The 20,043-nt window shown below is 71.2% G+C and carries 22 protein-coding genes; 9 read left to right on the forward strand and 13 right to left on the reverse strand.

Going from position 1 to position 20,043, the window contains the following annotated elements:
- Positions 1-74: 74 nt before the first annotated feature.
- Positions 75-941 carry a PHP domain-containing protein gene (locus OG959_RS11780; protein WP_326658096.1) on the reverse strand — a complete coding sequence of 289 codons (867 nt, stop codon included), beginning with the start codon at positions 939-941 and terminating at the stop codon, positions 75-77.
- A gap of 85 nt (positions 942-1,026) precedes the next feature.
- Positions 1,027-1,671 (reverse strand): DUF6758 family protein, encoded by a 645-nt coding sequence (locus OG959_RS11785; protein WP_326658097.1) that lies wholly within the window; start codon positions 1,669-1,671, stop codon positions 1,027-1,029.
- A gap of 157 nt (positions 1,672-1,828) precedes the next feature.
- Between OG959_RS11785 and OG959_RS11790 the strand changes: the two genes are divergently transcribed.
- A complete protein-coding gene (locus OG959_RS11790) occupies positions 1,829-3,061 on the forward strand; it encodes an MFS transporter (protein ID WP_326658098.1) in 1,233 nt (410 codons plus the stop codon).
- A 71-nt stretch (positions 3,062-3,132) separates the two neighbouring features.
- On the opposite strand, the gene OG959_RS11795 is transcribed toward OG959_RS11790, so the two are convergent.
- Positions 3,133-3,717, reverse strand: a complete 585-nt coding sequence (locus tag OG959_RS11795; RefSeq protein WP_326658099.1) for a suppressor of fused domain protein — start codon at positions 3,715-3,717, stop codon at positions 3,133-3,135.
- A gap of 411 nt (positions 3,718-4,128) precedes the next feature.
- Between OG959_RS11795 and OG959_RS11800 the strand changes: the two genes are divergently transcribed.
- Entirely contained in the window at positions 4,129-5,250 is a 1,122-nt protein-coding gene (locus OG959_RS11800) for a magnesium and cobalt transport protein CorA (RefSeq protein ID WP_326658100.1), read from the forward strand.
- Between the two features lie 33 nt (positions 5,251-5,283).
- Positions 5,284-5,802, forward strand: coding sequence for a hypothetical protein (locus OG959_RS11805; RefSeq protein WP_326658101.1), 519 nt, complete (start codon positions 5,284-5,286; stop codon positions 5,800-5,802).
- Positions 5,803-5,805: 3 nt separating this feature from the next.
- Here the strand turns inward: OG959_RS11805 and OG959_RS11810 are convergent, their stop codons facing one another.
- Complete coding sequence (locus tag OG959_RS11810; protein ID WP_326658102.1) at positions 5,806-6,594, reverse strand: hypothetical protein; 789 nt, start codon at positions 6,592-6,594, stop codon at positions 5,806-5,808.
- Positions 6,595-6,798: 204 nt separating this feature from the next.
- On the opposite strand from OG959_RS11810, the gene OG959_RS11815 reads away from it, so the two are divergent.
- From OG959_RS11815 to OG959_RS11825, 3 genes are read left to right on the forward strand one after another with little or no spacing between them, the layout of a single operon-like run.
- Complete coding sequence (locus OG959_RS11815; RefSeq protein WP_219572769.1) at positions 6,799-8,073, forward strand: magnesium transporter MgtE N-terminal domain-containing protein; 1,275 nt, start codon at positions 6,799-6,801, stop codon at positions 8,071-8,073.
- A complete protein-coding gene (locus tag OG959_RS11820; protein WP_326658103.1) occupies positions 8,063-8,617 on the forward strand; it encodes a DUF1003 domain-containing protein in 555 nt (184 codons plus the stop codon). Before OG959_RS11815 ends, OG959_RS11820 begins: the two co-directional genes overlap by 11 nt.
- Positions 8,618-8,661: 44 nt before the next feature.
- The gene (locus OG959_RS11825) at positions 8,662-9,795 is read left to right on the forward strand and encodes an Mrp/NBP35 family ATP-binding protein (protein WP_326658104.1); all 1,134 of its coding nucleotides are present in this window, start codon (positions 8,662-8,664) and stop codon (positions 9,793-9,795) included.
- A gap of 105 nt (positions 9,796-9,900) precedes the next feature.
- Here OG959_RS11825 and OG959_RS11830 read toward each other — a convergent pair whose 3' ends face one another.
- The 5 genes from OG959_RS11830 to sigE all read right to left on the reverse strand — a co-directional run bounded on the left by OG959_RS11830 (position 9,901) and on the right by sigE (position 14,806).
- Positions 9,901-10,563, reverse strand: a complete 663-nt coding sequence (locus OG959_RS11830; RefSeq protein ID WP_326658105.1) for a hypothetical protein — start codon at positions 10,561-10,563, stop codon at positions 9,901-9,903.
- Positions 10,564-10,681: 118 nt separating this feature from the next.
- Entirely contained in the window at positions 10,682-11,158 is a 477-nt protein-coding gene (locus OG959_RS11835; protein ID WP_326658106.1) for a sec-independent translocase, read from the reverse strand.
- Positions 11,159-11,258: 100 nt separating this feature from the next.
- On the reverse strand, positions 11,259-12,929 hold the full coding sequence (locus OG959_RS11840) for a S1C family serine protease (protein WP_326658107.1): 1,671 nt from the start codon (positions 12,927-12,929) through the stop codon (positions 11,259-11,261).
- 120 nt (positions 12,930-13,049) lie between these two features.
- Positions 13,050-14,048, reverse strand: coding sequence for an anti-sigma factor family protein (locus tag OG959_RS11845; RefSeq protein WP_326658108.1), 999 nt, complete (start codon positions 14,046-14,048; stop codon positions 13,050-13,052).
- Positions 14,045-14,806, reverse strand: coding sequence for an RNA polymerase sigma factor SigE (gene sigE, locus OG959_RS11850; protein WP_326658109.1), 762 nt, complete (start codon positions 14,804-14,806; stop codon positions 14,045-14,047). Before sigE ends, OG959_RS11845 begins: the two co-directional genes overlap by 4 nt.
- A 182-nt stretch (positions 14,807-14,988) precedes the next feature.
- Between sigE and OG959_RS11855 the strand changes: the two genes are divergently transcribed.
- Positions 14,989-15,654: an O-methyltransferase gene (locus OG959_RS11855; RefSeq protein ID WP_326658110.1), complete on the forward strand. Its 666-nt coding sequence runs from the start codon at positions 14,989-14,991 to the stop codon at positions 15,652-15,654.
- 103 nt (positions 15,655-15,757) lie between these two features.
- On the opposite strand, the gene OG959_RS11860 is transcribed toward OG959_RS11855, so the two are convergent.
- The gene (locus tag OG959_RS11860) at positions 15,758-15,925 is read right to left on the reverse strand and encodes a DUF3117 domain-containing protein (protein ID WP_003966491.1); all 168 of its coding nucleotides are present in this window, start codon (positions 15,923-15,925) and stop codon (positions 15,758-15,760) included.
- A 314-nt stretch (positions 15,926-16,239) separates the two neighbouring features.
- Here OG959_RS11860 and OG959_RS11865 point away from each other — a divergent pair, with 314 nt between their 5' ends.
- Positions 16,240-17,055, forward strand: a complete 816-nt coding sequence (locus tag OG959_RS11865) for an enoyl-CoA hydratase/isomerase family protein (protein WP_326658111.1) — start codon at positions 16,240-16,242, stop codon at positions 17,053-17,055.
- A gap of 12 nt (positions 17,056-17,067) precedes the next feature.
- On the opposite strand, the gene OG959_RS11870 is transcribed toward OG959_RS11865, so the two are convergent.
- Positions 17,068-17,661, reverse strand: coding sequence for a DNA-3-methyladenine glycosylase I (locus OG959_RS11870; protein ID WP_326658112.1), 594 nt, complete (start codon positions 17,659-17,661; stop codon positions 17,068-17,070).
- Positions 17,658-18,071 (reverse strand): hypothetical protein, encoded by a 414-nt coding sequence (locus OG959_RS11875; protein ID WP_326658113.1) that lies wholly within the window; start codon positions 18,069-18,071, stop codon positions 17,658-17,660. Before OG959_RS11875 ends, OG959_RS11870 begins: the two co-directional genes overlap by 4 nt.
- 127 nt (positions 18,072-18,198) lie before the next feature.
- Here OG959_RS11875 and folP point away from each other — a divergent pair, with 127 nt between their 5' ends.
- Complete coding sequence (gene folP / locus OG959_RS11880) at positions 18,199-19,071, forward strand: dihydropteroate synthase (RefSeq protein ID WP_326658114.1); 873 nt, start codon at positions 18,199-18,201, stop codon at positions 19,069-19,071.
- A gap of 140 nt (positions 19,072-19,211) precedes the next feature.
- On the opposite strand, the gene OG959_RS11885 is transcribed toward folP, so the two are convergent.
- Positions 19,212-19,997: a TIGR00730 family Rossman fold protein gene (locus tag OG959_RS11885; protein WP_326658115.1), complete on the reverse strand. Its 786-nt coding sequence runs from the start codon at positions 19,995-19,997 to the stop codon at positions 19,212-19,214.
- Positions 19,998-20,043: the final 46 nt, after the last annotated feature.

The raw sequence follows: 20,043 nt of genomic DNA on the forward strand, positions 1-20,043 counted from the left end.
GGGCGGGGACGAGCGGGCGTCACGCGGGCGCGCTGCGGCGCGGGCGTGTACGTGAAGGGGTGGCGCGGGGGCCGTTACGGGGCGGCGGGTCCGCCGGCGCCCGGTACCGGGAAGGCTCCCGTGGCGCGCCGGGTGATCTCGCCGTAGATCTCCGGGTCGGTGGTGTACTCGCCGAGCGCCACGGTCTTGCGGCTGCCGTGGTAGTCACTGGACCCGGTCGTGAGCAGGCCGAGCTCGCGGGCGAGTCCGCGCAGCCGGGCCCGGGTGGGCTCGTCGTGGTCCATGTGGTCGACCTCGATGCCGTCGAGCCCCGCGGCGGCGAGCTTCGCCATCGACGACTCGGGGACCACTTCGCCGCGCTTGACGGCGGCCGGGTGGGCGAAGACGGTGACGCCACCGGCGGCCTTGACCAGCCGGATCGCGTCGAAGGGGTCGAGTTCGTGCTTCTCCGCGTACGCGCGTCCGCCGTCGGCGAGCCACTCGGGAGTGAAGGCGTCGGAGACGGTCTCGACGACGCCGAGCTCGACCAGCGCGGTGGCGATGTGCGGCCGGCCGACCGAGCCGTCGCCCGCGATCCGTGCGACCTGTTCCCACTCGACCGGGACGCCCAGTTCCCGGAGCTTGCGCACCATGGTCCGCGCGCGCGGCACCCGGTCGTCGCGCACCAGCTCGCGCTCGCGCGCCAGCTCGGGCTCGTCGGGATCGAAGAGGTACGCCAGCATGTGCAGGCCCACGCCGTCGAGGCGGCAGGAGAGCTCGGCGCCGGTGACCAGGGTGAGGCCCTCGGGGAGTGCGGCCTTCGCCGCGGCGTGACCGCGGACGGTGTCGTGGTCGGTGAGGGCGACGACGTCGAGCCCCGCGGCAGCCGCGTTGCGCACCAGCTCGGCGGGGGTGTCCGTACCGTCCGACGCGGTGGAGTGGGTGTGCAGGTCGATGCGCACGACACGTACTCCAGTGCTCGCAGCCGGGTGGGGGACGCTCAAGGATAACCGGCGGGCAGGCCCGCTCCGGCCGCCCGGCAGCCGCTCAGGGTCCCGTCAGCAGCCTGGGCGTGAGGGCGCCGCAGGGCACCAGGTCGACCTCTCCCCCGGCGTCGCGCAGATCGGTCAGCACCAGTTCGTCGTACATCAGGAGTCCCGACTGCTCGGGCCAGACGATGGCCCACAGCCAGAGCCCGCACGCCTCTCCGGCGAAGACCGCGCGGTCGGCGGGGGCGTCCTTCACGTGCCAGAGCGGGGTGGGGCGGCCGGCGGCGAGCACCTTGACGTCCGGCGGTCCGTCGACCCTCAGCAGCGGGCCCGGGTCCGGCCCGTCGATCCCCGCGTACCGCGCCCCGAGTCCGACACCGAGCTCCTCGGCGACGAGCAGCAGCTCGCCGACCCCGCCGAGCGGCCCCGGTCCGGAGCAGGCGACAGCGGTGGCCCGGCCGCCGCTGCGGTCGTCGCCCGCGGCCGCGACGCCGGTGAACAGCCAGCCGACCGGCAGCGGCCAGGGCATCCACACCGGCACCTGCGCACGGTGGACCACCACCCCGAGTGCCTCGACGCTGGGCGGGATGACCGGCTGCATCGGATGCACGCTGCCGTGCACGTCGCACTGCCAGGTGTCGTCGAAGAAACCGGGCGCCTTGACCCGGCCTCCGCACTTCGGGCAACTGGGTTCGCCCCTCATAGCGCCCCACGGTCCTCCCCGGCCGTCCCCGCGTCAAGGACGATCACCCTTCCGCAGCGTGGCCCCGACCAGCCAATTTAGGTGTAGTTTGCATTTATTAGACGCTCTAACTTATTCTGTGTACAACACACCGATCTAGTGGAGAGCGAGCAGTCCCATGCAGGGAGAGGATCCGTTCGAACAAGGAACGGCGAGCATCCTGCGCCAGCCGAAGGCCGTCTGGGCCACAGCGGGCGCTTCCGTCGTCGCGTTCATGGGAATCGGCCTGGTGGACCCGATTCTCCCGTCCATCGCGAAGGGACTGGAGGCGACGCCGAGCCAGGTGTCCCTGCTGTTCACCTCGTACTTCCTGATCACGGCCGTGGCGATGCTCGTCACCGGCTTCGTCTCCAGCCGTATCGGGGGACGCAAGACCCTGCTGGCCGGCCTCGCGCTCGTCGTGGTCTTCGCCGCGCTCTCCGGCACCTCGTCCTCCGTCGCCGAGCTCGTCGGCTTCCGGGCCGGCTGGGGCCTGGGCAACGCGCTCTTCGTCTCGACCGCACTCGCCGTGATCGTGGGCGCCGCCGCGGGCGGCAGCTCGGCGGCGATCCTGCTGTACGAATCGGCGCTCGGCCTCGGCATGGCCTGCGGACCGCTGCTCGGGGCGCTGCTCGGTGACGCCAGCTGGCGCTACCCGTTCTTCGGCACGGCCGCGCTGATGGCGATCGGCTTCGTCTGCATCACGGCGTTCCTGAAGGAACAGCCCAGGCCGGCCCGCAAGACCTCGCTGCTCGACCCGCTCAAGGCGCTCGGCCACCGCGGGCTCGCCTCCGTCGCGACCTCGGCGTTCTTCTACAACTACGCGTTCTTCACGATCCTGGCGTTCACGCCGTTCGTGCTGAACATGACGCCGTACAAGTCCGGCGCCGTCTTCTTCGCCTGGGGTCTGCTGCTGGCGGTCTTCTCGGTGCTCGTCGCCCCGCGGCTGCAGAAGCGCTTCGGCTCGCTCAAGGTGGTCGGCGCCTCGCTGGTGCTGCTCGCCGCGGACCTGGTGATCCTCGGGTACGGCAACCACACCACGGCGATCGTCTGCACCATCGTCTCCGGCGCCTTCATCGGCATGAACAACACCGTCTACACCGAACTGGCGCTCGGGGTCTCGGACGCACCGCGCCCGGTGGCCAGTGCGGGCTACAACTTCGTCCGCTGGTTCGCGGCCGCCGCCGCGCCCTACCTGGCCCCGAAGATCGAGGAGTGGAGCAACATCCACATCCCGTTCGTGGTCGCCGCCGTCGCCGCGGTCATCGGTGCGGTGGTCGTCTGGGTCCGGCGCTCGGCGCTGACGCACGAGGCGGAGGAACTGGAGCCGAAGCACGCCACCGAGGACAGCGTCACGGTCTTCGCCAACTGAGCCGACCGGCCGCTCGCACAGCCCCGCCCACGGCCCCGGCCGCGCGGCGGGGCCCCGCCGCTTCGTTCGTCTCAGTCCAGGGCGACCGATCCACGCAGCGGATCACGCAGATCCGTCCCCTGCGACAGCCACCGCTCCTGGAGTTCCTGCGCGCCGCGAACCCGCTTCCAGGCCGCCTCGTTGTGCGTCATCGGCAGCAGCGGCAGGAACCGTACGGGCTCCATCGGTCCGTCCAGTTCCAGATCGTCGACCAGCCCCCCGGACTCGGCGACCAGCACCGAGCCGAACGGCGCCCCGGGCCACAGCGGTTCACCCACGTCCAGGGACGCGCCCGGCGCCACGACGACCCCCTCCACCTGTGGCGAGGCCGCCAGCACCGCGAGCTTGCGCAGCACCTGGTCCGTGTCGGCGAGGCCGACCCGTACCGAGAGGACCAGTTCGGCGCGCGGTCCCTTCAACGGGTCGGCGAGCGTCGCGGTCGGATCGGCCATCGGCTGGGCGGACATTCCGAGGGTGGCGTACCTCACCACGTCGCCGTCGATGAACCTGAGCACCTCGATCCGGTCCGTCCCGAGAAACGTCACTGCCGCGCGTGCGTCCGGTTCGCCCAGGGCCGTCCGCAGACGCGCCTCGACCAGAGCAAGAATTTCTGCCATGCCGTGAGCATAGGACGCGTATGGAACGGGCAAAGTAAGGGATTGACCCTGTACCGGCTGCTAGCCTGGGGTGCCGGTCGGGACAGCACGCAGAAGCGTCGCTCTCAAGTCCCGACGAAACGTCATCCCCCACGGGGGACCGACCGGAGGAGGTGGGGCTGCGGTGGATCCAAGTCGACCGTGCAGTACCAACCGCTCTTCCGCTCGACACCTTTCTTCTGTGATCTGACGCCTTCTCGGTCAAGGCCCCTGGCATTTCGCACGACGGAAGAGCACTCCCTTTTTGCCTGTCTGTAGCGAACGCCGTCGTCGTGCCTCCGCGGTGCCGCCCGCTTTGCGGACGTGAGCCCACGTCCCCATTCCGGGCTGTTCCACGCCTGCGCAGACGGCCCCTCCGTGAAGGAGCCAGTCATGTCGATGATCCGTGACCTGCGCGCTGTGGTGCGCCCGTCCCTGCGCAAGACCAACAACCTGCACAGCGGTTACGACACCACGCGCGACCCGTCCGCCTCCAGCGCGGTCGTCGACTGCGCGGTCTACCGCGACGGCCGCCGCATCGCCGAGGAGGACGGCACCTGCCGCACCCCGCACGAGGCGATGCTGCGCGTCCGGGAGAAGGGCGGCTTCGCCTGGATCGGCCTCCATGAGCCGACCGAGGAGGAGTTCGCCGGGATCGCCCGGGAGTTCGGGCTGCACCCGCTCGCGGTGGAGGACGCCGTCCACGCTCACCAGCGGCCGAAGCTGGAGCGGTACGACGACACCCTGTTCACCGTCTTCAAGACGATCCACTACGTCGAGCACGCCGAGCTGACCGCGACCAGCGAGGTCGTCGAGACCGGCGAGGTGATGTGCTTCACGGGCCGGGACTTCGTCATCACGGTGCGGCACGGCGGCCACGGCTCGCTGCGCGCGCTGCGCCACCGGCTGCAGGACGACCCCGAGCTGCTCGCCAAGGGTCCGTCCGCGGTTCTGCACTCCATCGCCGACCATGTCGTCGACGGGTACATCGCGGTGGCGGCCGCGGTGCAGGACGACATCGACGAAGTGGAGATCGAGGTCTTCTCCACCCCGGACAAGGGCAGTCCGCGCGGTTCGGACGCCGGCCGGATCTACCAGCTCAAGCGCGAGGTGCTGGAGTTCAAGCGGGCCGTCTCCCCGCTGCTGCGCCCGATGCAGCTGCTCAGCGAGCGGCCGATGCGGCTGATCGACCCGGACATCCAGAAGTACTTCCGGGACGTGGCCGACCACCTGGTCCGGGTGCAGGAGGAGGTCATCGGCTTCGACGAACTGCTGAACTCGATCCTCCAGGCCAACCTGGCGCAGGCGACCGTCGCGCAGAACGAGGACATGCGCAAGATCACGTCCTGGGCGGCCATCGTCGCCGTACCGACGATGATCTGCGGCGTCTACGGCATGAACTTCGACCACATGCCGGAGCTCCGCTGGACGTACGGCTACCCGATGGTGATGGGCTTCATCGGCGTGGTCTGCTTCTCCATCCACCGCATGCTCAAGCGCAACGGCTGGCTCTGACCGGCCGAGGTCCGGTCGGTCTAAGCTCTGCGCATGACTGCTGCTGACGCACTGCTCGGACCCGCCCTCGTCGAGGAGGCCACCAAGAAGTCGGGCCTCATCTGGGTGCGCGGCACCGGCTCCGCGCGGGCGTTGTGGCATGTGTGGCACGAGGGTGCGGCGCACCTCGTCGGGGACGGCCCCGGCGAGCAGCCGCTCCCGGCCGGGCTCACCGACGGCGCCACCGCGGAGGTGACCGTGCGCAGCAAGGACAAGGGCGGCCGGCTCGTCGCCTGGTCGGCCTCGGTGGCGCAGCTCGCCCCGCACTCCGAGGAGTGGGAGGCCGCGGTCGCCGAACTCAAGGGCAAGCGGCTCAACGCGCCGGATGCCGAGCAGATGCCCGACCGCTGGGCGCGCGAGTGCCGGATCGTCACGCTGACGCCGCTCGACTCCCGTACGGAACTGCCCGACACCTCGGGGGCGGCCGCCCCGCTGCCCACCACCGCGACCACCCGGCTGCCGGTTCCGGCCGGGCTGCCGCGGCTGCTGAGGAAGTCCCTGCGCAGGTCGTAGCTACTACGAGGAGGAGGACGACGACTTCGGCAGCTGCTGCCCGTAGTCGACCGTCTCGTCCTCGGCCGGGGCCACCAGCGCGAAGTCCCTGCCCCAGTCGGCGAGCGTGATGACGCCGCCACCGCCGCCGCGGGCGAAGCTCAGCGGGTACGGGGTGCCCTCCAGGGACACGTCCAGCGCGCCGCCCTCGCCCGCACCGCCCAGGATCCGGATGGTGCGCACCCCGCCGGCCTTGTCGCGGTCGCCCTTGCCGACCTTGCCGTGCAGCGTGAGCAGCCCGTCGAGCAGCACCTTCTTGTCCGTGAAGCCGCGCAGCTGCTTGTACGTGGGGTCGTCCTCGGGGACCTTCACGTACTTGTCGTCCAGCTTGTCGGCGGCGGTCCTGTCCGCCTCGCCCGTCTGCCCGGCGCCCGTCTTCTTGTCGTCGTCGTGGTTCCAGAAGCCGGCGTCGGCCTTGAGATAGAGCTCGTCGCCGATCCGCAGCAGCTCGAAGGTGCTGTTCTTCGAGGTGACGGAGCCCACACCGCCCTTGTCCTTCAGCTTCATGTCGATCTTGTACGTGCCGCCCTTGCTCACCAGCGTGCCGGCCAGCCGGACCGCGTCCGCGGAGTCCGCAGCCGTCCGGGCCTTCTTCTCGATCTCCGGGCCGGTCAGTCTGCCGATGCCGTTGGTCCCCTTGTCCGGATCCTCACCCGCGCACGCGGTCAGCGCCGCGGTCAGCCCGGCGCAGAGCACGAGGGCGAGGGTGGCGGTCCGGCGGCGAGCCCGGACGGGCGGAACGGAAGAGGTCACAGGCGCACTGCCTCTCATCTGCATGGCGGGGGTGGCAGACGGCAGCGTACCCGTGCCGCCTACGTCTTCCGGCAGAGAGCCGTACGGACGGTTCGCCGGGGCGCCACGGAGTGGTACGGGCTAGCCTGATCACGTCATAAGGGTGCAAGAGCTGTCGGAACAGACCGGATGCGTAAGAGCGTCGGCGGAAGAGGAGGCGCACGCATGGCCCCAGGCACGCCCCGCGTCTTCGTCTCGCATCTGTCCGGCGTACCCGTCTTCGACCCCAACGGCGACCAGGTGGGCCGGGTCCGCGACCTGGTCGCGATGCTCCGGGTCGGCGGCCGGCCGCCCCGGCTGCTCGGCATCGTCGTCGAGGTGGTGAGCCGGCGCCGGATCTTCCTTCCGATGACCCGGGTGACGGGCATCGAGTCGGGACAGGTCATCACCACCGGCGTGGTCAACATGCGGCGCTTCGAACAGCGGCCCACCGAACGTCTGGTCCTCGGCGAGTTCCTCGACCGGCGGGTCAGTCTGGTGGAGACGGGCGAGGAGGTCACCATCCTGGACGTGGCCATCCAGCAGCTGCCCGCCCGCCGCGACTGGGAGATCGACAAGTACTTCGTCCGCAAGGGCCGGGGCGGGGCGCTGCGCCGCAAGGGCGAGACCCTGACCGTCGAGTGGTCGGCGGTCAGCGGCTTCTCGCTGGAGGAGCACGGGCAGGGCGCGGAGTCGCTCGTCGCCACGTTCGAGAAGCTGCGCCCCACCGATGTGGCCAACGCCCTGCACCACCTGTCCCCGAAGCGCAGGGCCGAGGTCGCCGCCGCCCTGGACGACGACCGGCTCGCCGACGTCCTGGAGGAGCTCCCCGAGGACGACCAGGTGGAGATCATCGGCAAGCTGAAGGAGGAGCGCGCCGCGGACGTCCTGGAGGCCATGGACCCCGATGACGCGGCCGACCTGCTCTCCGAGCTGCCCGAGGCGGACAAGGAGCGGCTGCTGACGCTGATGCGTCCGGACGACGCGGCCGATGTGCGGCGCCTGATGTCGTACGAGGAGCGGACCGCCGGCGGTCTGATGACCACCGAGCCGATCATCCTGCGTCCGGACGCGACGGTGGCCGACGCGCTCGCCCGGGTACGCCAGTCCGACCTCTCCCCGGCGCTGGCCGCCCAGGTGTACGTGTGCCGGTCACCCGACGAGACGCCGACGGGCAAGTACCTGGGCACGGTGCACTTCCAGCGGCTGCTGCGCGACCCGCCGTTCACACTGGTCAGCTCGCTCGTCGACAGCGACCTGGTGGCGCTGCCCCCGCACACCCCGCTGTCGGTGGTGACGAGCTATCTGGCGGCGTACAACATGGTCTCGGTGCCCGTGGTCGACGAGAGCGGCTCGCTGCTGGGCGCGGTGACGGTCGACGACGTCCTGGACCACCTGCTGCCCGACGACTGGCGGGAGACCGACTTCCACGGCCGTGAGGGGGTGCCCGGTGACCGGTGAGGACCGCTCCAGGGCGTCGAACGGCTCGACGGCGCTGACCCGTACCCCCAGGACCCGGCTGGACCAGCCCAGGGCCCCGCGCCGGCGGCTGCTGCCGGAGTACGACCCCGAGGCCTTCGGCCGCTTCTCGGAGCGCATCGCGCGCTTCCTGGGCACCGGACGGTTCATCGTCTGGATGACGCTGATCATCATCCTGTGGGTGGTGTGGAACATCTTCGCGCCCGGGAACCTGCGGTTCGACGAGTACCCGTTCATCTTCCTGACCCTGATGCTCTCGCTCCAGGCCTCGTACGCGGCCCCGCTGATCCTGCTAGCGCAGAACCGGCAGGACGACCGTGACCGGGTCACCCACGAGCAGGACCGCAAGCAGAACGAGCGCTCCATCGCCGACACCGAGTACCTGACCAGGGAGATCGCCGCGCTGCGGATGGGTCTGGGCGAGGTCGCCACGCGCGACTGGATCCGGTCCGAACTGGAGGACCTGGCGAAGGACCTGGACGACCGCCGCGCCCTGTATCCGGCCGAGAGTGACGAAGACCGCTGACGGGGCTACCCGCGCGTAGCGACGGGCGCCGTACCATCGTCGGTATGGCTACGGAAGACGCGGTGCTTGAGGCACTGGCGACAGTGAACGACCCGGAGATCCACCGCCCGATCACCGAGCTGGGCATGGTGAAATCGGTCGAGATCGATCCTGACGGTGTGGTCGCTGTCACGGTGTATCTCACCGTCTCCGGCTGCCCGATGCGCGAGACGATCACCAACAACGTGACCGACGCGGTGGCGCGTGTCGAGGGGGTGTCCCGGGTCGAGGTCACGCTCGACGTGATGAGCGACGAACAGCGCAAGGACCTGGCGTCCTCGCTGCGCGGCGGCACGGCGGAGCGCGAGGTGCCGTTCGCCCAGCCCGGTTCGCTGACCCGCGTGTACGCGGTCGCCTCGGGCAAGGGCGGCGTCGGCAAGTCCTCGGTGACGGTGAACCTCGCGGCGGCGATGGCGGCCGACGGACTCAAGGTCGGTGTCGTGGACGCGGACATCTACGGGCACAGCGTGCCGCGGATGCTCGGTGCGGACGGCAAGCCGACCCAGGTCGAGAACATGATCATGCCGCCGTCGGCGCACGGCGTGAAGGTCATCTCCATCGGCATGTTCACCCCGGGCAACGCCCCGGTGGTGTGGCGCGGACCGATGCTTCACCGAGCGCTCCAGCAGTTCCTCGCCGACGTGTACTGGGGCGACCTGGACGTCCTGCTGCTCGACCTGCCGCCGGGCACGGGTGACATCGCGATCTCCGTGGCCCAGCTGGTGCCGAACGCGGAGATCCTGGTCGTCACGACCCCGCAGCAGGCCGCCGCCGAGGTGGCCGAGCGGGCCGGCTCGATCGCCGTGCAGACCCACCAGAAGATCGTCGGCGTCGTCGAGAACATGTCGGGCATGCCGTGCCCGCACTGCGACGAGATGGTCGACGTGTTCGGTTCGGGCGGTGGCGCACGGGTGGCCGAGGGCCTGACCAAGACGGTCGGCGCGGAGGTGCCGGTGCTCGGCTCCATCCCGATCGACGTGCGGCTGCGCGAGGGCGGTGACGAGGGCAAGCCCGTCGTGCTCTCCGACCCCGACTCCCCGGCCGGCAAGGCCCTGCGCTCCATCGCGGACAAGCTGGGCGGCCGTCAGCGCGGCCTGTCCGGCATGTCGTTGGGCATCACCCCGCGCAACAAGTTCTGAGAGATCAGCCTCGCCGGCATCCGAGGCGCGGGGTCCGGGGCGGAGCCCCGAAAACGGGGCTTCGCCCCTTCCCCTCGCGCCTCCGACGCCGGCGAGGCCTGAGATCTACGCGTCGTACGAAGCGATGTCCTCGACGACCGAGAACCCCAGCCCGTACGCGCTCATCCCCCGCCCGTACGCCCCGATGTGCACGCCCTGCGCCGACCCCGCCAGCACCCAGCCGAACTCGGACTCGCGGTAGTGGAAGGGCACCGGCACACCGTCGACCGGCAGTGACAGCACCGACCACGCGGGGCCGTCCAGATCGTCGGCGAGTTCGAACGCCGTCTCCGTCTGCTGGTCCAGCCAGTCGTCGCGCAGGGTGTGGTCCATCTGCGGGGGCCAGGTGTAGGCGAGCAGACCGGAGCCCGCCAGCCAGGCCGCCGAGGAGACGGTCGTCGCGTCCAGGACCCCCGTGCCGTCGCCGCTGCGCCGTACCGGGCTGCTGGCGACGGTGACGACCACCGCGAAGCGCTGCTTGTCCGCACCGGAGTCGCCGCCCCGTACCGAAGGCTCGTCACCGTGACCGGTCGAGCCGTGCTGCACCGTGCCGTCCGCCGCGGTACCCACCTGCATCAGCCAGCGGCGCCCGGTGAAGGCCTCGTCCAGTCCGTACCAGGGGAACGGCGCCTGCAGATAGCCGTCGACCGTGAGCCGGGCCGCCGGCACCCCCTCCGCCGTGGCTGTGTCCGGCGCACCATCCGCGCCCACCCGACTCGTTGTCTCCATCTGCCCGGCCGCCTCCTCGATCGTCAAGGTCCGGAGCGGCCCGCCCCCCGCGGGCGTACTCACAACCGGACAGATGGAGAATAGCCATACCGTCCGGACGAGTCGGGATTGACGTGGGTCAGGTGGCGTCTGCGTCGAAGGGCGGGTGGTCGGTCTTCGTGGGCTGCTCACGCTTCTTGAGCAGGTCGGGAGCGCCCGCCGAGCCGTTGGCCGCGGTGACCGCGGCAGCGCCCGACACGCCGGTCTTCGCCTCCGCGGCAGAGGTCTCGCGCCCGTTCACCGCGTCGGTGACCTCGGCGACCTCCTTGCGCAGGTCGAAGCTCTCCCGGATCTCCTTCAGCCCGAGGTCGTCGTTGCCGTCCATGAGCTGCTTACGGACGAACGTCTTCGGGTTCAGGTCCTCGAACTCGAAGTCCTTGAACTCCGGGCCGAGCTCCGTACGGATGTCTTCCTTGGCGCTCTCCGAGAACTCCCGGATCTTGCGGATGAAACGCGAGGCGTCCTGGATGACCTTGGGGAGCTTGTCCGGGCCGAAGACGAGCACGCCGATGATGGCGAGCGCCACCAGCTCCAGTGGGCCTATGTCATTGAACACCTTGCGGCTCCTCGTGTTCTCCGCGACCAGGTCGGATGGGGGTCCGGACTCGGCCCACGGTACCCGGCGAAACTGTCCGGGCGGTAGCTTCTCGTGGCCGTCACGTGCCCGTTGCCGAGCCGAGCGTCAAAGTCATGGACAGGTCTTTACCACCGCGGGTCAGCGTGAGCTCCAGCCGGTCGCCCGGCCGGTGCGAGCGGATCTTCACTATCAGCTCCTCGCCGCTGTGCACCTGCCTGCCGTCCACTTCGGTGATGACGTCACCCGGCCGGATGCCCGCCTTCGCCCCGGGGCCTCCCTCGGTGACGGAGGACTTGCCGTCGGCGCCCTCGGCCCCGACCTTGGCACCGTCGCCCGTGTACTTCATGTCGAGGCTCACACCGATCACCGGGTGGGTGGCCTTCCCGGTGTTGATGAGCTCCTCGGCGACGCGCTTGCCCTGGTTGATCGGGATGGCGAAGCCGAGCCCGATGGAACCGGCCTGGCCGCCCTCCGTCGTCGAGCCGCTGTCGGCTGCGCGGATGGCGCTGTTGATCCCGATCACATGCGCGTCGGTGTCCACCAGCGGGCCGCCGGAGTTGCCCGGGTTGATCGGGGCGTCGGTCTGGAGCGCGTCGACGTAGCTGATGTCGCTCCCGTCACCCTTCTCACCGCCTGCGGTGATGGGCCGGTCCTTGGCGCTGATGATGCCGGACGTCACGGTGTTGGACAGGTCGAAGGGTGCGCCGATGGCCACCACCGGGTCCCCGACCTGCACGTTGTCGGAGTTCCCCAGAGGCAGGGGCTTCAGGCCCGAGACGCCGCTTACCTTGACCACGGCCAGGTCGTAGCCGCTGTCCGTGCCGACGATCTCGGCGCTCGCCGTCTCGCCGCCGCTGAACGTCACGGTGATGTCGCCGGAGGAACCGGCCGGAGCGACCACGTGGTTGTTGGTCAGGATGTGGCCCCGGTCGTCCAGGACGAAGCCGGTGCCGGTGCCCGATTCGGTGGTGCCGCTGACGTGCAGGGTGACCACGCTGGGCAGGGCGCTCGCCGCTATGCCCGCGACGCTGTCGGGGGCGCGCCCGCCGCCGTTCCTCTCGTCCTGGGGCAGCTCGACCGCGGTGAGGCCGCCGTTGCGCTCGATGTAGGCGCCGATGCCGCCGCCGATGCCGCCCGCCACCAGGGCGAGGAGCAGCGCGCCGACGAGGAGCGGCCCGCGCCGGCTCTTCCGCCGGCCGTCGGGGCCGAGCGGTGGCCCTGGCTGGGTGATGAGGGGCTGTCGGGGGGCGCCCCAGGGGTCGTACTGGAGCCACTGCGGCGACGGGGGCTGGGCGTGCGGCTGGGGGTGGGGCTGCTGGTGGGGGGCCTGGGCCTGCGGGGGCGGGGTCTGGAAGGCGGGCGCGGGGGCGGGGGGCAGCGTCATGCCGGAGCCGTTCGTCCCCGCGTAGGGCGGGGGTACGGGGGTGCCGTGGGCCGGGGTCGGCCGCTGTACGGGAGGTGCGGGCGCCCACGGGCCGGGGCCGCCGTAGGGCGGGGTGCTGTACTGATCGGGCTCGTGGAGCGGCTGCGCGGCCTGCGGAGCGGGCGCCGGGGGCTCGGCCGGTGCGGGCTCAGGTGCGGGGGGCTCGTGCGGCGCGTCCTGGGGTGACTCGCTCACGGCGGGTGCGTCGGCCGGGGGCATCGCGTCCTCGACGGGCGACGGCTCCTGGGGCGCCGTGCGCGTGCTGCGCCCCGGCGTGGGCCGGCTCCACCACTTCGCCTTCGGCTCGGTGGTCTTCCCGTCGTCCATGCTCTCCCCGCAACTGCCGTGAACCGGCCTCTGCACGCCCCGCCAGGGGCGTCCCTCCGGAAATCCTGCCGGAATTCAACCAGGTTTACGGATGCCCTGCGCAGCCCCGTACGGAGACCTTCATCGGTGACGGGGCGAAAGCGGCAGGCCGTGCTGGGCGGGGGCCGGCACTCCGGCGGCCGTGGTGGGGCTCCGGGACGGGTCCGCGGAGGGCGCCGGGGCGGCCGGGGCGAGTCCGCTGCCGAGGGCACGGGCGAACAGCGGGTTGCTTGCGTCGGGGCGTATCAGCGACGGCGCGGACACGGTGGTCCGGGCGGTGAGCGCGAACGGATTGCCGCTCAGATCGCCGTTGCCGAGCAGGGAGGGCGTCGAGGAGAACGCCAACGGCGCCGCGTTCACCGCGAGCGAGAACGGGCGGTCGGTGCCGGACGCGGCGAGCGTGCCGTGGCTCGCGCCTCCGCGACGGCTGACGGTGCCGCTCTCCGCGCGGGCGTCGGCGTCGATCGGGGCCACGGCGCTGCCCGGACCCTCGGCACGCGTGGGGGTCTCGGTGCCGGAGTCCGTCGGCAGGGCACCGCCGAGTGCGATGGCGGCCAGCGAGACGGCGCTGGCTGCGGCGAAGGCGAACCGGCGCCCGCGCCACGGAGAGCGGTCGCCCTCGCGGCCGACCTCATGGATCCGGAAGACGGAACCGGCCGGAGCGGCGGGCATCACCGCGGTCGAGCCGTGCAGCGTCGGAAGGTAGCCGAAGGTGGCCGGCACGGAGTCGTCGGACGGGGATTCCGCGCGGCTGCCGTGGGGATGCATCACAGGAAGGACGCCGTCGCCGAAGCGCCCCGCATCACCCAGGGGTCTTCCCCGACGGTCGTCGTCACCACCCGGTCCGCCGGGAAGGCCCTGGAGGCGGGCAAGGAACCCCTCGGAGGGCGAGGGCGGGGCCGACTGCGCGAAGACACTCTTCAGGCGCCGCTGGGCGGCAGCCTCGGCCTTGCACTTGCCGCAGGTCGCGAGGTGGGCGAGCACCCGGTCGCGGGCGTCGTGTTTCAGCTCGCCGTCGACCAGCGCGGCGAGACGGTCCCCCAGGTGTTGTTCCGCGGAGGTCGGACCTGTGCCGCTCACGCCGTTCCGCCCTCCCCTGACACGAGGGCGCCCGTCAGGGAGCGCTGCTCGGCACGGGCCTCGGGCGAACGGTGCTGCAGCGCCTTGCGCAGGTGCGAGCGTCCGCGGTGGATACGGCTGCGCACGGTGCCGAGCTTGACGCCGAGTGTCGCGGCGATCTCCTCGTACGAGAGTCCCTCGATGTCGCACAGCACGACCGCGGCCCGGAATTCGGGCGCGAGGGTGTCCAGCGCCTGCTGGACGTCCGCGTCGAAGTGGGTGTCGTTGAAGACCTGCTGCGGCGACGGCTCACGGCTCGGCAGCCGCTCCGCGGCGTCGTCCCCGAGGGAGTCGAAACGGATGCGCTGCTTACGACGGACCATGTCCAGGAACAGGTTGGTCGTGATGCGGTGCAGCCAGCCCTCGAAGGTGCCGGGTGTGTACGTCGACAGCGAACGGAACACCCGGACGAAGACCTCCTGAGTGAGATCCTCGGCGTCGTGCTGGTTACCCGTCAGTCGGTAGGCAAGGCGGTAGACACGACCGCTGTGCGTGCTGACGATCTCTTCCCATGAGGGCGGCGTCCACGCCTGGGAGTCCGCATCTGAGGCGAAGGTCGCGGTCGGTGCGGAGTCGTTGGAAGAACGGTCAGCAATGTTGGTCACGGATTTCGGCTCACCCGCCGACCTGAGAAAGCGCCACAGCACTCCTCCCCGATCCACAGGCGCAGCCGCACCTCCCCTGTCGGCTCTGGTGGTGTCCAGTGGAGCCCCTACCATAGCCACCTCGCCCGTTAGCTCCGGATAAGCCTTTTTCCTGCTGGGGCCGGGGTCTCCCCCGGGAACGTCCTGCCCGCCGGTCCCGGGCCCGGTCTGCGGGCCCGATCCACGTGCTTTCCCCTGTCCTTCCCTAACGCCCGGTCCCATCTGCGGGTTCCCGGGTGCAGCGGATACAGTCACCGTTGCGCCAACTACGGGGACAGGAGAGGGTCATTACCGCCAACCGGCAGACGAGCTGGGCGTTCGCCGACGCCTTTGTCGCCGAGGACGAAGCACTGCGCTGGGCCCGGGACCGGGCACGGGACGCGGGGCTCCGCTCGGTGTCACCAGGCACCGGCGCTGCGCTGCGCCTTCTCGCTGCCACCACGGACGCCAAAGCGGTGGCCGAGATCGGCACCGGTACGGGCGTGTCCGGCCTCTATCTGCTGCACGGCATGCGCCCCGACGGGGTACTGACCACGGTCGACCCGGAACCCGAGCGCCAGCAGTTCGCCCGTGAGGCGTTCCGCGCGGCGGGCTTCGCCGCCAATCGGGCCCGCTTCATCCCCGGCCGCGCCCTCGACGTCCTCCCCCGGCTGGCGGACGGCGGTTACGACCTCGTGTTCTGCGACGGCGACCGGCTGGAGAGCCTGGACTGCCTCGCTGAATCGTTGCGCCTGCTGCGACCCGGCGGCCTGGTCTGCTTCGAGGGCGTCTTCGCGGACGGCCGTACGGTCGACTCCGCCGCCCAGCCCGCCGAGGTGCTGCGCCTGCGCGAACTGCTGCGGGCGGTCCGCGAGACCCAGGAGCTGATGGCCACCCTGCTGCCGGTGGGCGACGGCCTCCTCTGCGCGGTACGACGGGGCTGAGCCCCACCGGCACCGCCCCGCACCACCGCGGCACACCCGGAACGCACCACTGCCCCGGCACGGAGACCGTGCCGGGGCAGTGGTGAAGTGTGGGCGCCTTCTGCTAGCCGACGACCTTCTTGAGGGCATCGCCGAGTGCATCGGCCTCGTCCGGAGTCAGCTCCACGACAAGCCGACCGCCGCCTTCGAGCGGAACGCGCATGACGATGCCCCGCCCCTCCTTTGTCACCTCGAGCGGGCCGTCGCCCGTCCGCGGCTTCATGGCCGCCATGCTCGTTCCCCTTCCTGAAACCAGCTCATCGCAACCGGCGGCCCCATGACAGGCGCTGCCTCACCGGCATCGAACACATTGCTTCCAGGCCATTATCCCGCATCACAGACCCCGATGACCAACATCGCTCTGCATCGCTTGGGCAACGCGCTCTCTCAAAACCACCCAATTCGGCGATCCGACTGCGATACTCCGTCCCCTTGCCCCCCTCTTCGCGGCGGAATCGTTAGACGCAGGTCACATGTTCGCCCTCGCCGAAGTCAGCCATGCTTGCCTGGACAGGCATGTTGAACGAGGCGCAAAGGGGACCGCACATGGCCGATCACGACGACTCCGTGCTCTACGAAGTGAGCGACGGGCTCGCGACGATCACGATCAACCGTCCGGACGCGATGAACGCCATGAACACCGCGGCCAAGGTGGCGCTGCGTGACGCACTGCAGTCGGCCGCTGCCGACACCGCCGTGCGGGCGGTTCTGCTCACCGCGGCCGGCGGGCGCGCCTTCTGTGTCGGCCAGGACCTCAAGGAGCACCTCTCCAAGCTGGCCGAGGTCCGCGCGTCGGGCGGCGGCAACGCGCTGAGCACGGTGCAGGAGCACTACAACCCGATCGTGCGGGCCCTCACCGAGATGCCGAAGCCGGTCGTGGCCGGGGTCAATGGCGCCGCGGCCGGAGCGGGCTTCGGTTTCGCGCTCGCCTGCGACTACCGGGTCGCCGCCGACACCGCCTCGTTCAACACCTCGTTCGCCGGGGTCGCCCTCACGGCCGACTCGGGTGTGTCGTGGACGCTGCCCCGGCTGATCGGCCACAGCCGCGCCGCGGACCTGCTGCTCTTCCCGCGCTCCATCTCCGCGCAGGACGCCAGTGACCTGGGCATCGTGAACAAGCTGGTGCCCGCCGCCGACCTCGTCGCCGAGGCCACCGCGGTGGCCCGCGCCCTCGCTGACGGCCCGACGGTCGCGTACGCGGCGCTCAAGGAGTCGCTGGCCTACGGTGCCGGCCACACGCTGGGCGAGGCGCTGGAGAAGGAGGACGAACTCCAGACCAGGGCGGGCGCGTCGCAGGACCACGGGATCGCGGTGCAGGCGTTCCTCGACAAGGACAGGTCGCCGAAGTACGTCGGGCGGTAGTCCGGCTCCCGGCTATGCCGCGGAACCGCCGCCGCGGGCCACGCAGTCCGCGAGGTGGTCGTCGACCAGGCCGCACGCCTGCATCAGGGCGTAGGCCGTGGTCGGACCGATGAACCGCAGCCCGCGCTTCTTGAGGTCCTTCGACAGCGCCGTGGACTCCGCGGTGACGGCCGCCACGTCCCCGAGGACGCGGGGGGCGGGGCGGCTCGCGGGATCCGGGGCGTACGACCAGATCAGTTCGTCCAGCTCGCCGTCCTGCCAGCCCGTCAGCACCTGGGCGTTGGCGAGGGTGGCGTCGATCTTCGCCCGGTTGCGGATGATGCCCGCGTCGGCGAGGAGCCGCTCCCGGTCCGCGTCGGTGAACGCCGCCACCTTCCGGATGCTGAACCCGGCGAACGCGCTGCGGAAGCCCTCACGGCGGCGCAGGATCGTCAGCCAGGACAGCCCGGACTGGAACGCCTCCAGGCACAGCCGTTCGAAGAGGGCGTCGTCGCCGTGGACCGGCCTGCCCCATTCGGTGTCGTGGTAGACGAGGTAGTCCTCGGTGGACAGGCCCCATGGGCAGCGCAGCCCGCCGTCCGCCGCCGCTTCGGCGCCGCCGCTCATCGTCCGGTCTCCTCGTCGGGCCGCGGGGCCCCGTCCTGCGTCTCCGGAGCCTCCCAGGGCGCCTGTGGGCGGTCCTCGGGCTGCTTCAGGAGATCGGGGCGGCCGGCTCTCGTGGCCTGGGCGCCGGCGAGCGCCGACTCCAGCTCCGCGATCCGGGCGTCCCGCTCGGCGAGCTCGGCACCGAGCCTGCCCAGCGCGTCGTCCACATCGGCCATCCGGTAGCCGCGCGCGGCGACGGGCAGCCGGAGCGCCTCGACATCCGCGCGGCCGACCGGGCGCGTCGCGGGCAGCGGATCCGTCAGCTGCTCGGGCGCCACATCCTGCAGGATGGCGCTCTTCCCTCCGCCGACCACGGCGAGCGTGACCGCGGCAACCACCACCACCATCGCGAGCAGCAAGAACCAGAACACGCGTATCTCCCCGGGAGCGGAATTCGTCCGGGTCCGATCGTGCCATGCGGCACTGACAGTTAGGGTCGCAGTCGGCTCCGGCGGAGATCTGCTGGGCGGATTCAAAGGTTCGAGGGAGAGACACGGGATGCGAAGCGGTGCGCTCAGGCTGGGCCGGCGCGAGTTCGGCGCGCACGAGCCGGTGATCATGGCGATCGTGAACCGCACCCCGGACTCCTTCTACGACCAGGGCGCCACCTTCCTCGACGAGCCCGCGCTCTCCCGGGTCGAGCAGGCGGTGGCCGACGGCGCCGCGATCATCGACATCGGCGGAGTGAAGGCGGGCCCCGGCGAGGAGGTCACCGCCGAGGAGGAGGCCCGCCGCACCGTCGGGTTCGTCGCCGAGGTGCGCCGCCGCCACCCGGACGTGGTGATCAGCGTCGACACCTGGCGCCACGATGTCGGGGAGGCCGTCTGCGAGGCCGGGGCCGACCTGCTGAACGACGCGTGGGGCGGGGTCGACCCGAAGCTGGCGGAGGTCGCCGCACGGTACGGGGCCGGCCTTGTCTGCACACACGCGGGCGGCGCCGAGCCGCGGACCCGGCCGCACCGGGCCGGGTACGAGGACGTGATGGCCGACATCCTGCGGGTGACCGTGGGGCTGGCCGAGCGTGCCGTGGAACTGGGGGTCCGGCCGGACGGGATCATGATCGACCCCGGTCACGACTTCGGGAAGAACACCCGGCACTCGCTGGAGGCGACGCGCCGGCTCGGCGAGATGGCGGAGACGGGGTGGCCGGTGCTCGTGTCCCTGTCCAACAAGGACTTCGTCGGCGAGACGCTCGACCGGCCGGTGAAGGAACGGCTGCTCGGCACCCTGGCGACGACCGCGGTGTCCGCGTGGCTGGGGGCGCGGGTGTACCGGGTGCACGAGGTGGCGGAGACGCGGGACGTCCTGGACATGGTGGCGTCCATCGCCGGGCACCGGGCGCCGGCGGTGGCGCGGCGGGGGTTGGCGTAGCGCGGACGGGAGCCCGGGGCGGGCGGGTTGCGCCCGCGGCGGGCTCTTCCCCTGCCCGCCCCTTCCCGTAACCGGGGGCTCCGCCCCGGACCCCCGCTCCTCGAACGCCGGAGGGGCTGAAAGGCGAGCCGGGCGAGGCCCTACCGCCCGACCTCCTTCGTCACCAGGTTCACCGCCTCGTCCACGTCGTCCGTGACGTGGAACAGCAGCAGGTCCTTCGCCGACGCCTTGCCCTGGGCCACCACCGTGTTCCGCAGCCAGTCCACCAGGCCTCCCCAGTACTCCGTGCCGAACAGCACGATCGGGAAGCGGGTGACCTTGCCCGTCTGGACGAGGGTGAGGGCCTCGAACAGCTCGTCCAGAGTGCCGAGTCCGCCGGGCAGGACGACGAAGCCCTGTGCGTACTTCACGAACATCGTCTTGCGGACGAAGAAGTAGCGGAAGTTGACGCCGATGTCGACGTGCGGGTTGAGGCCCGACTCGAAGGGCAGCTCGATGCCGAGGCCGACCGAGACGCCCTTCGCCTCCCGGGCCCCCTTGTTCGCCGCCTCCATCGCTCCGGGACCGCCCCCGGTGATCACCGCGAAGCCCGCCTCGACGAGCGCCCGGCCGATGCGTACACCCGCCTCGTACTCCGGCGCACCGGCCGGTGTGCGGGCGGATCCGAAGACGCTGATGGCGCTCGGCAGTTCGGCGAGCGCGCCGAAGCCCTCGACGAACTCCGACTGGATGCGCATGACCCGCCACGGGTCGGTGTGCACCCACTCGGAGTCGCCCTCGGAGTCCAGCAACCGCTGATCGGTCGTGCCGGGCTGCACCTGGTCCCTGCGGCGCAGCACCGGGCCGAGCCGCTGCTCCTCGGGCCTGACCGCTCCCTCGGGGACCTCTGCGCCCTCAGGGATCCTCGCGTCCTCCGCATTGCCCATGACTGCTCCCTACGCCGACGTCAGAGCCGCCCTGCGGCGCCCTGTC

It is taken from the genome of Streptomyces sp. NBC_00385 (genome assembly GCF_035917155.1).
Taxonomy (GTDB): Bacteria; Actinomycetota; Actinomycetes; order Streptomycetales; family Streptomycetaceae; genus Streptomyces; species Streptomyces poriferorum.